Genomic DNA, 14,286 nt, shown 5'->3' on the forward strand with positions numbered 1-14,286 from the left:
ATCGAAACTGATGGGGACTGGTCGATTTCGGAATTCTTATGTAATTTCAATGATCTAAAATCTAGGCCGCATCGGCCTTGAGGCGCCGATACTCCGTCGGCGTCACGCCCGTGACCGCCTTGAAGGCGCGGTTGAACGGGCCGAGCGACTGGAAGCCGGCATCCATCGCGATGGTGATGACGGGAACCTCGGCCTGGTCGGGATCGGCGAGCGCGGCCTTGGCTTCCTCGATGCGGTGGTTGTTCAGGAACACATTGAAGTTGCGGTAGCCGAGCCGCTGGTTGATCAACCGGCGCAACCGGTATTCCGGGATTTTCAGCCGGGTGGCCAGCACGCCGATGGTGATGTTCTCCTGCCGGTAGATCCGCTCGTCCGCCATCAGCCGCATTAAGGCGGCGATGAGCTTTTGATCGGCGGCGTCATCGGCGGCAGGTTGACTGAAAGCGTCAGGCGGTGCGGGCTCCGCCGCCACCGGAAACAGCTCCGCCCCGTCAACCCGCATCATGGCATAGACGATCGCCGCGACGGTGCAGGCGAGCACCCCGGCATTGACGGTTTCGGCTGCAGCGCCGACATGGCGGCCGGCGACCGCGATCTGGAGCACCGCGTTCAGCCCGCCATAAAGCGCGATCGCGCAGACGATGAAGACACGAACGCGGCGGCGGCGCTCGACGAGGTCAGTCGGCCAGGAAGCGATCATCTGCCCGACCGCAAGCCCGATGAAGCCGAGCACGATCAGATTGACCACCGTCACCGAGAACCGCACATGGCCGCCGGGCGCAATCCAGACGCAGCCCGCGAAGCTGTAGGCCGCCACCAGCGCCCAGGTCAAACCATGCCACCAGCGGAGGCGAAACTCGTCGTCGAACAGGGCGCGCGTGAACAGCCAGAACACCACGATGGTGCCGGTCGATATTGCGATCAGCGGTGCATGCCAGAGCGGGACCCGCGACGTGACATCCAGCGAGTAGCTCACCACATGCGCGACCGAGCCCAGCACGAAGGCCGCACCGAGGCGGGCAGCCGGCACATTGCGAAAATCATGCAGCAGCGACGCCGCCAGCACCAGCAGCAGCGCGACTGTGGCAGCGCGAAAGGCGAGGTCGAGGGCGGCAAGAGTCATCAGGAGACGTAGCCGGTCACGGTTGCACTCGACCGAACATCGTTCGTTGCGCCGGTTTTTTCAAGAACCATCCGCATTCCAAGCCTAGCAGCACCCACCGCTGTCGTCGCCCGGCTTGACCGGGCGATCCAGTACGCCGAGACGGTTGTGATGGAATCGATGAGCTGCGGCGTACCGGATGCCCCGCTTTCGCGGAGCATGACAGCGGAGCGTGTGGTTGGCCTTTGTCGCGACGACGACGCCAAATCCTGCTAGCATCAGTCTCGATACGATACAGAAGGAGTCCACCATGAGCTGGCAGCCCTCCAACGATCCCGTGCTCGGCGATCCCATGTCATGCGATGCGCTGGATCTCGTCATCGTGCCCCGCACCCGCGATCTCGGCGATGGATTCGAGGTTCGGCGCGCGCTGCCGCATGGCAAGCGGCAGATGGTCGGGCCCTTCATTTTCTTCGATCATTTCGGCCCGGTGCAGTTCGTCTCCGGCAAGGGCATGGACGTGCGGCCGCATCCACATATCGGCCTTGCCACCGTCACCTATCTGTTCGACGGGTCCATCATGCATCGCGACAGCGAGGGCAACGTGCAGGAGATCGCGCCCGGCGCGATGAACCTGATGACCGCCGGACGCGGCATCGCCCATTCCGAGCGTACGCCGGACGCGCAGCGCGCATCGGGCCAGAAGATGCTCGGCCTGCAAAGCTGGATCGCGCTGCCTGAAGGCTCCGAAGAGATCGACCCTTCGTTCCAGCATTATGCCGCGGGCGATCTGCCGATGATCTCCGAGCGCGATTTTAACGCACGGGTGATCGCCGGGTCGGCCTTCGGCATCACCTCGCCGGTGAAGATGGTCTCGCCCTGGTTCTACACCGAGGTCACGGCGGCCGCCGGCGCGATCGTGCCGCTCGACCCCGATCACGAGGAGCGCGCGATCTACGTCGTCGACGGCGAGGTCGAGATCGCGAACGAGCGCTACGAGGGGCCGCGGCTGCTGATCTTCCGTCCCGGCGACCGCATCACGGTGAAGGCGCTGAAGGCCACGCGGATGATGTTTCTCGGTGGCGATGCATTGGAAGGCCCGCGCCACATCTGGTGGAATTTCGTCTCCTCCAGCAAGGAGCGGATCGAGCAGGCCAAGCAGGACTGGAAAACCGGCCGCTTCGCCGCGGTTCCGCAGGAACATGAGTTCATTCCGCTGCCGGAATAGGCTAATCCCGCATACGGCCGTGCCAGCAGGCGCGGCCGTATAACCTTTCCGAAGCCAAGTCTACGAAAGCCTTGCGATGACCACGATGCTCTCCAGCGACCTGCCCCTGACCAAGATCGGCCGCGGCAAGGTGCGCGACATCTACGCCGTCGACGACGACCGCCTGCTGCTCCTCACCACCGACCGCATCAGCGCCTTCGACGTCGTCATGGGCGAGACCATCCCGATGAAGGGCGCAGTACTGACCCAGATCAGCGCGTATTGGTTCAACAAGCTCGAAGGCATCGTGCCGCATCACATGATCAGCGCCGACACCGACGAGATCATCGCGGCCGTGCCGGCGTTGAAACCGCATCGCGCCGAGATCCTCGGCCGCGCCATGCTGTCCCGCCGCACCACCGTATTTCCGATCGAATGCGTGATCCGCGGTTATCTCTCTGGCTCGGCCTGGAAGGAATATGCGGCGAGCGGCACGCTGGCGGGCGAGAAGCTGAAACCCGGCCTGGTCGAGAGCGAGAAGCTCGAGCCGTCGATCTTCAGCCCCGCCACCAAGGCCGAGACCGGCCACGACGAAAACATCACCATCGCGAAGATGCGCGAAGTCGTCGGCGACGACGTCGCCTACACGCTCGAAAGCATGACGCGTGCGATCTACACGCTCGGCGAGGAGCTGGCACGCGAGCAGGGCATCATCATCGCCGACACCAAGTTCGAGTTCGGCCGCGACAAGGACGGTCGCATCATCCTGATCGACGAAGTCATGACGCCGGATTCGTCGCGCTTCTGGGCGGTCGATGCCTACAGGCCCGGCCAGCCGCAGGCGAGCTTCGACAAGCAGCCCCTGCGCGACTATCTCGACGTCGAGCGCCGCGCCGGCCGCTGGAACGGCGACGCCCCGCCGCCGCCACTGCCGGCGAGCGTGGTGGACGCGACCAGCAAGCGATACCTGGAAGCGTATCGGCGGGTGACGGGGAAAGAGCTGAAGATCTAGGCCGGCTGTCCATTGTCGTCCTGGCGAAAGCCAGGACCCATACCGCGAGGTCTCTCGATCGCGGACAGTGCTAATCCCGAATGACCGGTCTTCGCCAAACTCCTCCCTGGGGTAATGGGGTCCTGGCTTTCGCCAGGAGATCAAGCGCAGCGCGACCGATCTTGGCGTCGAGCCCTCGAGGGCCGCGTCGGCATCATGGTTCCCGCCGATGAAGACCGCAGCACGCGCGTGCGCAGCCTCGGCCGCTACACCACGATCGGCGAAATGGGCCTGGTGTCACACGCGCCGCGCAGCGCCACCATCCAGGCCGAGGTCGACAGCGTTCTCTACGTGCTGAACACGCACCAGTTCGACGCGATCAAGCAAGAAGCGCCCGCGCTCAGCCACAAGCTGCTGACCTATTTCGTGTCGGTGATGGCGGAGCGGCTGACCTTTGCGAACCGGACGATCGCGGTGCTGCGGCGGTAGGACGCGAAAACACGTGCGGTTGGTTGACCGGGTCGGCCTGGCTCAGGACTCGGTCGCATGCCATTCGTCCAGCGCCAACATGAGTTCGGCAACCCGGTTGGCGGAGGCTGTCCATTCTGCAAGCTTGGCGTAGTTGTCCGTGAACCAGTTGAACGCGGTCTGCACGACGACGAAGGCTGCCGACGCCTGAACGACTTCGCCGAGCGTCAGCGCATCGGCCAGGTATTTGGGAAGACACAGCAGAAGACCGATCACCGGCGTGACCAGAAGACTGGTATACGTAACCAGCGTCATCCGCATCAATTGCCAGCAATAGATGCGCCAGATCGCGATCACGGCCTTCAATGCCGACACGACGGCGTGGCGGCCATTCGGCCGGTCCTCGGAAATGACCTTGCCTTCAACACCCTCGCGGACATGCGTTCCGATCGCCCGCAGTTCGGCCTCCATGCGCTTGTTCTCCTCGATGACTCGCGTCAGGTGGCCGGCTGTCAACCAGATGCCGAGCGCCAGCAAGGCGGAATATGCGATCACAGCAAGGACAAGATATCCGGGAAGCGTGAAGTCCAGACCATCGAGATGAACCTGCAAATCGCCGCCGACGGACCACAGCACCCCGATGAACGTGCCGATCGTGAGCAACGACTGAAGCAGCCCGGTGACAAGATCGATCGGCAAGTCGGTTGCGACCCTGGCGTCATCGGCGATTCGATATTCCGGCGCCTCGTGGTGTCCGGCGAGGCGACCCGACCTGGCAAGGCGAGAACCTCCGAGCCAATCGTCATAGAGGCGGTTACTTAGCCACTCGCGCCAGGAGCGCTGCAGGGTCATGCGCGCCCACACCGAGAATACGGTCAAGGCGATACTCGCCGCCGCCAGCGGCAGAAACCGGAACGCCTGGAGCAGGAGTTCGGCCTGATCCTTCCGGCCGATGGCGTTGAAGAAGTCCCGATTCCAGAAGTTCAGGCCGTATTGGGTCAGAAGTTGCAGGACAACATTGATGATCAACCCGAGGACGAGGGCCCATGCGACCCAGGCGGTGGGGCCCCGCCAATATCCCGATGCGCTTTGCCAGAAGCGGCCAAGCAGCCGCTTCTCACCCGGAGCGAAAGAGATCCTCGTCAGCATTCGCGAGCCGCAATCCTGCGTGTGCACCACCGTGCCGCTCGCGCCAAATTAGGGAGTCTTGCCCGAGGCCTCTTGACCTGCGTCAAGCGACGCCAGCTGGCGCTACACTCCCGCCATCATCACGTATTTGATCTCGACATATTCTTCCATGCCGTGACGAGATCCTTCGCGTCCCAGGCCGCTTTCCTTGACGCCGCCGAACGGCGCGACTTCGGTGGTGATCAGGCCGGTGTTGACGCCGACCATGCCCGATTCCAGGGCCTCGGCGACGCGCCAGACGCGGCCGAGATCGCGGGAGTAGAAGTAGGAGGCGAGGCCGAACGGCGAGGCGTTGCACATCGCGATCACATCGGCTTCGTCCTTGAAGCGGATCACCGGCGCGAGCGGGCCGAAGGTCTCCTCCTGCGACACCAGCGAGTCGGGCTTGACGTCGGCAAGCACGGTCGGCTCGAAGAAGGAACGACCGAGCTCGCTGCGCTTGCCGCCGGTGACGACCTTGGCGCCGCGCTTGACGGCGTCCGCGATGTGGCGCTCGACCTTGTCGACCGCCTTCATGTTGATCAGCGGCCCTTGCGTCACGCCGCTCTCGGTGCCGTCGCCGATCTTCATCGCCGCGACCTTCGCGGACAGCTTCTGAACGAAGGCGTCGTAGATCTTGTCCTGGGCGTAGATGCGGTTGGCGCAGACGCAGGTCTGGCCCATGTTGCGGTATTTCGAGACGATCGCACCTTCGACCGCCGCGTCGATGTCGGCGTCGTCGAACACCACGAAAGGCGCGTTGCCGCCGAGCTCGAGGCCGAGCCGCTTCACGCCGACCGAGGCCTGCTGGTAGAGAATCTTGCCGACCGCGGTCGAGCCGGTGAAGCCGACGAAACGCACGGCCGGATGCTCGCACAGCACCTTGCCGATCGGCGGCGCATCACCGGTGATGATGTTGAGCACGCCCTTGGGAATGCCGGCCTTCTCGGCGAGCACGGCCAGCGCCAAAGCCGACAGCGGCGTTTCGTTGGCGGGCTTGAGCACCACGGTGCAGCCCGCGGCCAGCGCCGGCGACACTTTTCGGGTGATCATCGAGTTCGGGAAATTCCACGGGGTGATGGCGCCGCAGACGCCGATCGGTTGCTTGATCGCGAGCAGGCGCGCATCGGGCCGCTGCGACGGGATGGTCTCGCCATAGACACGCCTCGCTTCCTCCGCGAAGAACTCGATATAAGCGGCGCCGATGTCGACCTCGCCGAGCGCTTCCGACAGCGGCTTGCCTTGCTCGGAGGTGAGGATCAGCGCGAGGTCCTCGCGATTGGTCGTGATGAGTTCGAACCATTTGCGCAGGATGTTGGAGCGCTGCTTGGCGGTATGCCTGGCCCAGGCCGGGAAGGCGCGCTGCGCGGCCTCGACGGCCTTGGTGGTATCATCCGCGCCGAGCTGCGGGACCTTTGCGATCTCGACACCGGTGGCGGGGTTGTTCACCGCAAAAACGGGCGTGCCGACCCAGGCGCCGTCGAGGTAGCATGCCTCCTTCAGCAGCGAAGGATCCTTCAACCGGTCACGCAAGGTGGCGGTGGCGTGCTGGGCGCGTGCGGCGGCGGTCGGCGTCATGGCGTTACTCCCTTAGGGGCAATCGGGTCGGCCCGGAATATAGGGATATCGGGTACGTAATGCACCGTCCCGCAACGCACAGCTGATGGGAGTAAAGCCGACAGCGGCGTGGTTACGCCGCGCCGCTCATATAGGTTTCGCGCCGGCCGATCATGCGCTCGGCGGCCGCCTTGGCGTCGGCCTTCGAGGAGGTCGCGCAGGTGCGATATTCGAGATCTGGCACGTCTGACGTGTCGCGGCGGCCGAACCAGGATTTCGAGCCGACCGGCAGCAGCGCCAGCGACTGCGCCAGATTGTCGACCGCACCGAAGGAATAGAGTGCGCCGGTACCGGCGATCCGGACTTCGTATATGCCGGGCGAGATCGGCGCTTCCAGATTGTCGCCCCGTCCGGGACGGGGATAGCGCTTCCATTCGCTCCAGGTCGAAATCATCTTAAAGTCCCCTCGCGGTCGGTTCGGCGACCGCCAAATTTGCTTCAAATCTTAACGTCAGCCGCCGATCAGGCCGTCAGCTGAACGCCGCAACGCACAAAATGTTTCTAGTGCTTCAAACGCCTGAAACATACCGCCTGAGCCCATCCAAGGTCACGGTCAGTTGCGGCCATCCACCGCAGATTGCGAAGAAGTGTTGCAGATCAGTCGTCCCGCGTGGGGCGCAGACCGTCAAATCACGACATCGCGACCGAAGGCTGCATATCGCCACGCTTGCCGCACGACGGATGCGGGAGGACAATCCGTTCACTTCCAACAATAATCAAACCGGAGGAAACGCGTATGCAAAGCAAAGCTCAGATCGACGAGACTCTGCGCAAGACGAGCGACGCCAAGGAGATTCCCGGCGTTGTTGCGATTGCCGCCAGCGGCAGCGAAATTCTGTATCAGGGCGCGTTCGGCAAGCGCGACCTCGCCAAGCCCGACCCGATGACCGCGGACAGCGTGTTCTGGATCGCCTCGATGACGAAGGCGGTGACGTCGGCCGGCGCGATGCAGCTGGTCGAACAGGGCAAGCTGTCGCTCGACGCGCCGATCGGATCGCTACTGCCCGATCTCGCCAAGCCGCAGGTGCTCGAAGGCTTCGACGCCAAGGGCGAACCAAAACTGCGGCCGGCAAAGAGCGCAATCACGCTGCGCCAGCTCATGACCCACACGGCGGGCTTCTGCTACGACATGTGGAACGGCGAGTTCGCGCGCTACATGGAGAAGACCGGCACGCCGGGAATCATCACCTGCCAGAACGCGGCGCTGAAGACGCCCGTGATGACCGATCCCGGCACGCGCTGGGAATACGGCATCAATATCGATTTCGTCGGCAAGGCCGTGGAAGCCGTCAGCGGCAAGCGGCTCGACGCATATCTGCGCGACAACCTGTTTGCGCCGCTCGGCATGTCCGACACCGGCTTCAAGATCACCGACGACATGCGCAAGCGTCTCGTCGGCATGCATGCCCGCGGCGAGGACGGCCAGCTCGCTGCGATGCCATTCGAGCTCGAGCAGAATCCGGAATTCCACATGGGCGGCGGCGGCCTCTATTCGACCGCGGCCGACTACATCAAGTTTACCCAGATGATCCTGAACAAGGGCCGCGGCAACGGCAACCAGGTTCTGAAACCAGAGACGATCGCCATGATGGGGCAGAACCAGATGGGCGACCTCAACATGACCAAGATGACCAGCGCGGCGCCGCCCTACACCAACGACGTCGATCTGTATCCGGAGCAGGCGAAGAAATGGGGCCTCAGCTTCATGATCAACACCGCCAGGACCGCGGAGGGCCGCAGCGCCGGCAGCCTCGCCTGGGCTGGCCTCGCCAACACCTATTACTGGATCGATCCTGCGCGGGACGTCACCGGCGTGATCCTGATGCAGCTGCTGCCGTTTGCGGACGCGAAATGCTTGCAGGCGTTCGCGGGCTTCGAGCGCGGCGTTTATGCCGGGCTCGATGCGGGCAGCGGCAAGAAGGCGGCCTAACCCCTTAGTATGAGGCGCGCGGCGTCGCGCGCCTGATCGGCAACGGATAACCTCGTGCCCGAAAGCCCTCGGCTTCAGGCACGAGGCAATAATTTCGAGGAGACGACCTTGGCGAACGATCTTGCAGGCAAAGCCGACAGTTACGTTTGCGGCATCTCGGACACGCCGCTGCTCGGCGACACCATCGGTCGCAGCCTCGACCACGCGGTACGGCGCTGGGGCGGGCGTGAAGCGCTGGTCTCGCCGAGCCATGGCGTGCGCTGGACCTGGGCGGAATTCGCCGAACGCGTCGACGCGCTCGCCGCCGGCTTTCTCGCGCTCGGCCTGAAACGCGGCGAGCGGATCGGCATCTGGTCGCTGAACCGGCCGGAATGGACGCTGACGCAGTTCGCTGCCGCCAAGGCCGGCCTGATCCTGGTGACGATCAATCCCGCCTACCGGCTCAGCGAGCTGGAGTTCGCGCTGAAGAAGGTCGGCTGCGCGGCGATCGTCTCCGCGACGGCGTTCAAGACCAGCCAGTACATGGAGATGCTCAACACGCTGCTGCCGGAGCTGGCGGGCGCCAGGCCCGGCCAGCTGCAGGCGGCGCGGCTGCCCGCCTTGCGGATGGTGATCCAGATCGGCGGTCCTTCCGCGCCCGGCACGATCCCGTTCGACGAAGTCGCGCACATGGGCAAGGCGGAGCATCGCGAGCAACTCGCGGCGCTTGGTGCTGCGCTCCAGTTCGACGACCCCGTCAACATCCAGTTCACCAGCGGCACCACAGGATCGCCCAAAGGCGTGACGCTGACGCACCACAACATCCTCAACAACGGCTATTTCACGGGGCGCGCGATGCGCCTCACCGAAGCGGACCGTATCTGCATCCCCGTGCCGCTCTACCACTGCTTCGGCATGGTGATGGGCAATCTCGCCTCCGTCACGCTCGGCGCAACCATGGTCTATCCCGGCGAGGGGTTCGATCCGCTCGCGACGCTGCGCGCGATCGAGCAGGAGAAATGCACGACGCTGTACGGCGTACCGACCATGTTCATCGCCGAGCTCGATCATCCCGAGTTCAAGGCGTTCAACCTGAAATCGCTGCGCACCGGCATCATGGCCGGCGCGCCCTGCCCGATCGAGGTGATGAAGCGCGTCAACACCGAGATGAACATGCGCGAGGTCACCATCGCCTACGGCATGACCGAGACCAGCCCGGTCAGCTTCCAGAGCGCGACGGACGATCCGCTGGAGCGGCGCGTCTCCACCGTCGGGCGGATTCATCCGCATGTCGAGGTGAAGGTCGTCGACCTCGAAGGCAAGATCGTCAAGCGCGGCGAACGCGGCGAGCTCTGCACCCGCGGCTACAGCGTCATGCTGGGCTATTGGGAGGAGAAGGAAAGGACCGGCGACGTGCTCGACGCAAACGGCTGGATGCACACCGGCGACCTCGCCACCATCGACGACGAGGGCTACTGCAACATCGTCGGCCGCATCAAGGATCTGGTGATCCGCGGCGGCGAGAACCTCTATCCGCGCGAGATCGAGGAGTTCCTGTACCGCCATCCCAAGATCCAGGACGTGCAGATCTTCGGCGTGGCCGACACGCGCTATGGCGAGGAGCTCTGCGCCTGGATCCGCGTCAGGCCGGGCGAGACGCTGACCGCCGAGGAGGTCCGCGCCTTCTGCGACGGCCAGATCGCCCACAACAAGATCCCGCGCTACGTCGAGTTCGTCGACGAATTTCCGATGACGGTGACCGGCAAGATCCAGAAATTCGTGATGCGGGATGCGGTGGAGCAGCGGCTGGGGCTGAAGGCGGCGAAGACGGCGTGAGGCGGCTCCGCTGCCACTCCAATCACTCTGTCATTCCCCGCGGAATCCAGTACGCCGCGGCTTCTCGATTGAACCACTGACGTCTCTGGAATACCGGGTCGCCCGGTCCTGGTGCGCAATTGCGCACTGGCCGGGCAACGACAGCGGAGCGTGAGGCGCGAACCTTAGACCGTCAGCCCGCGCTGCTGCGCCAAATCCCTCAACGACACCTGCGGCCTTGCGCCGATGTGCTGGATCACTTCGGCAGCCGCAAGCGCGCCGAGCTCGCCGCACTGCTTGTGCGAGAGATCGCGCGAGAGACCATAGAGGAAGCCGGCCGCGAACAGATCGCCGGCGCCGGTGGTGTCGACCAGCTGCGCGATCGGCGAAGCGGGCGCTGCGACGGCGTCGGTCGGCGTCACCACCACGCAGCCCTTCTCGCTACGGGTGACGACGCCGAGCTTGACGTCGCTGCGCAGCTGCTTGAGCGCGGTGTCGAAGTCGGAGGTCTCGTAGAGCGAGTGCAGCTCGGACTCGTTGGCGAACACGATGTCGGCGGTGCCGCTCCGCATCAATCCCAGGAACTCGTCGCGATAGCGGCTGACGCAGAAGGAATCCGACAGCGTCAATGCCACCTTGCGGCCGGCCTCGTGGGCGATCTTGGAAGCCTTCAGGAAGGCTTCCTTGGCGCCCGGCGGGTCCCACAGATAGCCTTCGAGATAGACGATCTTTGCAGCCGCGATCTCGGCCGGATCGATATCGGCCGGCGACAGATCCTGCGCCGCGCCGAGATAGGTGTTCATCGTGCGCTCGCCGTCGCCCGTGACCAGGATGTAGGAGCAGCCGGTGGCGGGGCCGTCCTTCGCGGGCGGCGTGTTGAAGGCGACGCCGGCGGCGCGGATGTCGTGGACATAGAGTTTGCCGATCTGGTCGTCCTTGACCTTGCCGACATAAGCGGCACGCGCGCCCAGGCTGCCGATGCCGACGATGGTGTTGGCGGCAGATCCCCCCGAGACTTCCGTCGCAGGGCCCATGTCATTGTAAATGGCGGCGGCCCGCGCCTCGTCGATCAGGGACATGCTGCCCTTGGTCATGCCGTGCTTGACCAAAAAGGCTTCATCGGTCCGGACCAGCACGTCGAACAGCGCATTGCCGATGCCGAGAACGTCATATTTCACGTCAGCCATTCACCTTGATCCTGTTTGCCGGATTGCGATACCCGCAGAAATCCGCTTCCTGTCGGCCTGAAATCCGGCTCGCGGCCTATCACGACCGGCCCCGCGCGGGCAAGCAACGGTATGATCAAAGAACATGATCCGCTCCTTCCTGACCGTCTCGACGGGAACACTGGCCTCGCGGCTGCTGGGCTTTGCGCGCGATTCCCTGATCGCGGCGCTGCTCGGCACCGGCGCGGTGGCGGATGCCTTTCTGGCCGCTTTCCAGCTCGTCAACGTGGTGCGGCGGCTGCTCAGCGAGGGGGCCCTCAATGCGGCCTTGGTCCCGGCCTGGCTGCGCGTCCGTGAGCGCGATGGCGCGGAGGCCGCCTCCGCCTTCGCCGGACGCGTGCTGGGCACGGTCAGCGCGGCCCTGATCGCGATCGCGATCGGGATCGCGCTTCTGATGCCGCTGATCGTCATGATCATCGCGCCCGGCTTCGCCGGCAGCCCCACGCTCGATCTCGCCGTCCAGAACGCCCGGCTGATGCTGCCTTATCTCGCCTTTGCCGGTCCGGTCACGGTGCTGATGGGACTATTGAATGCGCAGGGGCGGTTTGCGCTCACGGCGTTCTCACCGCTGCTGTTCAACATCGCTCTGATTGCGGCCATCGCAATATTGCTTATCTGGCACGCCGACGCGTCCTTCGCCGCATGGATGCTGGCCGCGACTGTCGGCATCGCCGGCCTGCTGCAGCTCGTGATGCTGGGATCGCAGCGAAGCGCGCGTCTCGCAACACCACTGCGCGCAAGTTTCGACAGGGAGATGCGCGGCTTCTTCGCGAAAGCCATTCCCGGCATGATCGCAAGCTCCGGCCCGCAATGGCTGATGGTGGCCGGTGCGATCATCGCCTCCGCGACGCCTTCTGCCGTCTCCTGGCTCTATTTCGCCAACCGCCTGATCGAGCTGCCGCTCGGCATCGTCGGCGTCGCCATGGGCACGGTGCTGGTGCCGGAGCTGACGCGCGCCGTCAGCAGCGGCGACCGCGAGGCGGTGGCGCATGCAGAATCGCGCGCGCTGGAACTTGCGGTCGGGCTCGCGCTGCCCGCCACGCTCGGCCTTGCCGTGCTGGCCGAGCCGATCGTGCGGCTGTTGTTCGAGCATGGCGCCTTCGGCGCGGAGGACAGCACCGCGACCGCGCATGCACTGATGTGGCTGGCGCTGGGCCTGCCGGCGCATGTGCTGATCAAGGCGCTGTCGCCGGCCTTCTTTGCCCGCAGCGACACGATGACGCCGCTGCTCGCTACGGCCAAAGGCTTTGTGGTCGCGGTGGCGCTCGCCATCCTGCTCGGGCACTTCTTCGGCGCGAGCGGGATCGCCGCGAGCATTGCCGCCGGCGCCTGGAGCAGCGCCGTCTCGTTACTTCGCAAGGGCACCAGCGAGTTCGGCTTCTCGGTCGATGCCGCCGCCAGCAGGCGGTTGCCGCGGATCTTGCTCGCCGCCGCCGCGATGGGCGCCCTGCTCTTCCTGACGCGGGGGCTGATGCCGGTGGAGGCCCACGGCCTGATCAGGTTCATCGCGCTGGGCTTGCAGATCGCGGCCGGGATCGCCGTCTATGGCCTGCTCTTGCAAGTCCTTGGCGCGGCGTCCTGGCGCGAGGCGGTTAACGCCTTGAAACGGTCCGCCTGACGGCGCGGCGCTCGAATTGCCCTTGACGGGGCAGCGCCGCTGTTGGAAACGACGGCCGGCGACCTCTCAGGAAAACTGACCATGCCATTCGTTGAACGGGTTTTTTCGGGCGTCCAGCCGACGGGCAATCTGCACCTCGGCAATTACCTCGGCGCGATCGTCAACTTCGTGAAGATGCAGGAAACCCACAACTGCATCTATTGCGTCGTCGACATGCACGCGATCACGCAAGGCCTCGACGTCTGGGGCGGACCGGCCGAGCTCGCGCGCAACACCCGCGAAGTGACCGCGGCATTCATCGCCGCCGGCATCGACCCGAAGAAGCACATCGTGTTCAACCAGAGCCAGGTCTCGGGCCATGCCGAGCTCGCCTGGATCTTCAACTGCGTGGCGCGCATGGGCTGGCTCGGCCGCATGACCCAGTTCAAGGAGAAGGCCGGCAAGGACCGCGAGAACGCATCCGTCGGGTTGTTCGACTATCCCGTGCTGATGGCCGCCGACATTCTGCTTTACCGCGCGACCCACGTTCCGGTCGGCGAGGACCAGAAGCAGCATCTCGAGCTCTCGCGCGACATCGCGCAGAAGTTCAACAACGACTTCGGCGACTCCATTCGCGCGCAGGGCACCAATGACGGCCTGTTCTTCCCGCTGCCGGAACCGCTGATCACGGGGCCGGCAACGCGCGTGATGTCCTTGCGCGACGGCACCAAGAAGATGTCGAAGTCGGATGCGTCGGACAATTCGCGCATCAACCTCACCGACGATGCCGACACCATCGCGCAGAAGATCCGCAAGGCAAAGACCGACCCGGAACCGCTGCCGTCTGAGGAAAAGGGCCTGGAGGCGCGGCCCGAGGCCGACAATCTTGTCGGCATTTTCGCCGCGCTCTCGGGCCGCGCCAAGGCCGACGTGCTCCGCGAATTCGGCGGCGGCCAGTTCTCCAGCTTCAAGAACGCGCTGGCGGAACTGTGCGTCACCAAGCTCGCGCCGATCGCCGGCGAGATGAAGCGCCTCGTCGCCGATCCCGGCCACATCGACGCCATCCTGAACGATGGTTCCGACCGGGCGCGTGCCATCGCCGAAGAGACCATGAACCTCTCCAAGGACATCGTCGGCTTCATCCGCCGGCGCTGAAGTCCGGCTGCGCAGGCATCTCGTCCAGGCGC

The 14,286-nt window shown here is 64.8% G+C and carries 11 protein-coding genes and 1 pseudogene; 7 read left to right on the forward strand and 5 right to left on the reverse strand.

From position 1 onward, the window contains the following. Window positions 1-61: 61 nt before the first annotated feature. Window positions 62-1,123, reverse strand: a complete 1,062-nt coding sequence (locus tag QY049_RS30805) for a helix-turn-helix domain-containing protein (protein ID WP_258764344.1) — start codon at window positions 1,121-1,123, stop codon at window positions 62-64. 289 nt (window positions 1,124-1,412) lie between these two features. Between QY049_RS30805 and QY049_RS30810 the strand changes: the two genes are divergently transcribed. The 3 genes and pseudogenes from QY049_RS30810 to QY049_RS30820 all read left to right on the forward strand — a co-directional run. Further along, window positions 1,413-2,330 (forward strand): pirin family protein, encoded by a 918-nt coding sequence (locus tag QY049_RS30810; protein ID WP_258764345.1) that lies wholly within the window; start codon window positions 1,413-1,415, stop codon window positions 2,328-2,330. A gap of 76 nt (window positions 2,331-2,406) precedes the next feature. Further along, on the forward strand, window positions 2,407-3,321 hold the full coding sequence (locus tag QY049_RS30815; RefSeq protein ID WP_258764346.1) for a phosphoribosylaminoimidazolesuccinocarboxamide synthase: 915 nt from the start codon (window positions 2,407-2,409) through the stop codon (window positions 3,319-3,321). A gap of 174 nt (window positions 3,322-3,495) precedes the next feature. After that, window positions 3,496-3,789, forward strand: a pseudogene (locus tag QY049_RS30820) (cyclic nucleotide-binding domain-containing protein); the annotation flags it as partial. Between the two features lie 42 nt (window positions 3,790-3,831). Here QY049_RS30820 and QY049_RS30825 read toward each other — a convergent pair. The 3 genes from QY049_RS30825 to QY049_RS30835 form a co-directional block, all read right to left on the reverse strand. Further along, entirely contained in the window at window positions 3,832-4,917 is a 1,086-nt protein-coding gene (locus QY049_RS30825; RefSeq protein WP_194478634.1) for an SbmA/BacA-like family transporter, read from the reverse strand. Between the two features lie 102 nt (window positions 4,918-5,019). Beyond that, on the reverse strand, window positions 5,020-6,513 hold the full coding sequence (locus QY049_RS30830; RefSeq protein ID WP_258764347.1) for an NAD-dependent succinate-semialdehyde dehydrogenase: 1,494 nt from the start codon (window positions 6,511-6,513) through the stop codon (window positions 5,020-5,022). 112 nt (window positions 6,514-6,625) lie between these two features. Continuing rightward, window positions 6,626-6,946, reverse strand: a complete 321-nt coding sequence (locus QY049_RS30835; RefSeq protein ID WP_194478636.1) for a hypothetical protein — start codon at window positions 6,944-6,946, stop codon at window positions 6,626-6,628. 342 nt (window positions 6,947-7,288) lie between these two features. Between QY049_RS30835 and QY049_RS30840 the strand changes: the two genes are divergently transcribed. Together QY049_RS30840 and QY049_RS30845 are read left to right on the forward strand one after the other, a co-directional pair. Further along, the gene (locus QY049_RS30840; protein ID WP_258764348.1) at window positions 7,289-8,482 is read left to right on the forward strand and encodes a serine hydrolase; all 1,194 of its coding nucleotides are present in this window, start codon (window positions 7,289-7,291) and stop codon (window positions 8,480-8,482) included. A 108-nt stretch (window positions 8,483-8,590) separates the two neighbouring features. Continuing rightward, window positions 8,591-10,297 carry an AMP-binding protein gene (locus QY049_RS30845; protein WP_258764349.1) on the forward strand — a complete coding sequence of 569 codons (1,707 nt, stop codon included), beginning with the start codon at window positions 8,591-8,593 and terminating at the stop codon, window positions 10,295-10,297. A gap of 164 nt (window positions 10,298-10,461) precedes the next feature. On the opposite strand, the gene QY049_RS30850 is transcribed toward QY049_RS30845, so the two are convergent. Beyond that, on the reverse strand, window positions 10,462-11,463 hold the full coding sequence (locus QY049_RS30850; RefSeq protein WP_258764350.1) for an adenosine kinase: 1,002 nt from the start codon (window positions 11,461-11,463) through the stop codon (window positions 10,462-10,464). 124 nt (window positions 11,464-11,587) lie between these two features. Between QY049_RS30850 and murJ the strand changes: the two genes are divergently transcribed. Then, a complete protein-coding gene (murJ, locus tag QY049_RS30855; protein WP_301270378.1) occupies window positions 11,588-13,120 on the forward strand; it encodes a murein biosynthesis integral membrane protein MurJ in 1,533 nt (510 codons plus the stop codon). An 81-nt stretch (window positions 13,121-13,201) separates the two neighbouring features. Next, complete coding sequence (gene trpS / locus QY049_RS30860; protein WP_194478641.1) at window positions 13,202-14,254, forward strand: tryptophan--tRNA ligase; 1,053 nt, start codon at window positions 13,202-13,204, stop codon at window positions 14,252-14,254. Window positions 14,255-14,286: the final 32 nt, after the last annotated feature.

The organism is Bradyrhizobium sp. WYCCWR 13022 (assembly GCF_030435535.1).
Classification (GTDB): domain Bacteria; phylum Pseudomonadota; class Alphaproteobacteria; order Rhizobiales; family Xanthobacteraceae; genus Bradyrhizobium.

What these genes read in the sequence shown, in the direction of transcription:
- QY049_RS30840 (WP_258764348.1), top strand. Translation starts at nt 7,289, where the DNA reads ATGCAAAGCAAAGCTCAGATCGACGAGACTCTGCGCAAGACGAGCGAC.
- QY049_RS30805 (WP_258764344.1), bottom strand. Translation starts at nt 1,123, where the DNA reads ATGACTCTTGCCGCCCTCGACCTCGCCTTTCGCGCTGCCACAGTCGCG.
- trpS (WP_194478641.1), top strand. Translation starts at nt 13,202, where the DNA reads ATGCCATTCGTTGAACGGGTTTTTTCGGGCGTCCAGCCGACGGGCAAT.
- QY049_RS30815 (WP_258764346.1), top strand. Translation starts at nt 2,407, where the DNA reads ATGACCACGATGCTCTCCAGCGACCTGCCCCTGACCAAGATCGGCCGC.
- QY049_RS30825 (WP_194478634.1), bottom strand. Translation starts at nt 4,917, where the DNA reads ATGCTGACGAGGATCTCTTTCGCTCCGGGTGAGAAGCGGCTGCTTGGC.
- murJ (WP_301270378.1), top strand. Translation starts at nt 11,588, where the DNA reads ATGATCCGCTCCTTCCTGACCGTCTCGACGGGAACACTGGCCTCGCGG.
- QY049_RS30830 (WP_258764347.1), bottom strand. Translation starts at nt 6,513, where the DNA reads ATGACGCCGACCGCCGCCGCACGCGCCCAGCACGCCACCGCCACCTTG.
- QY049_RS30850 (WP_258764350.1), bottom strand. Translation starts at nt 11,463, where the DNA reads ATGGCTGACGTGAAATATGACGTTCTCGGCATCGGCAATGCGCTGTTC.
- QY049_RS30835 (WP_194478636.1), bottom strand. Translation starts at nt 6,946, where the DNA reads ATGATTTCGACCTGGAGCGAATGGAAGCGCTATCCCCGTCCCGGACGG.
- QY049_RS30810 (WP_258764345.1), top strand. Translation starts at nt 1,413, where the DNA reads ATGAGCTGGCAGCCCTCCAACGATCCCGTGCTCGGCGATCCCATGTCA.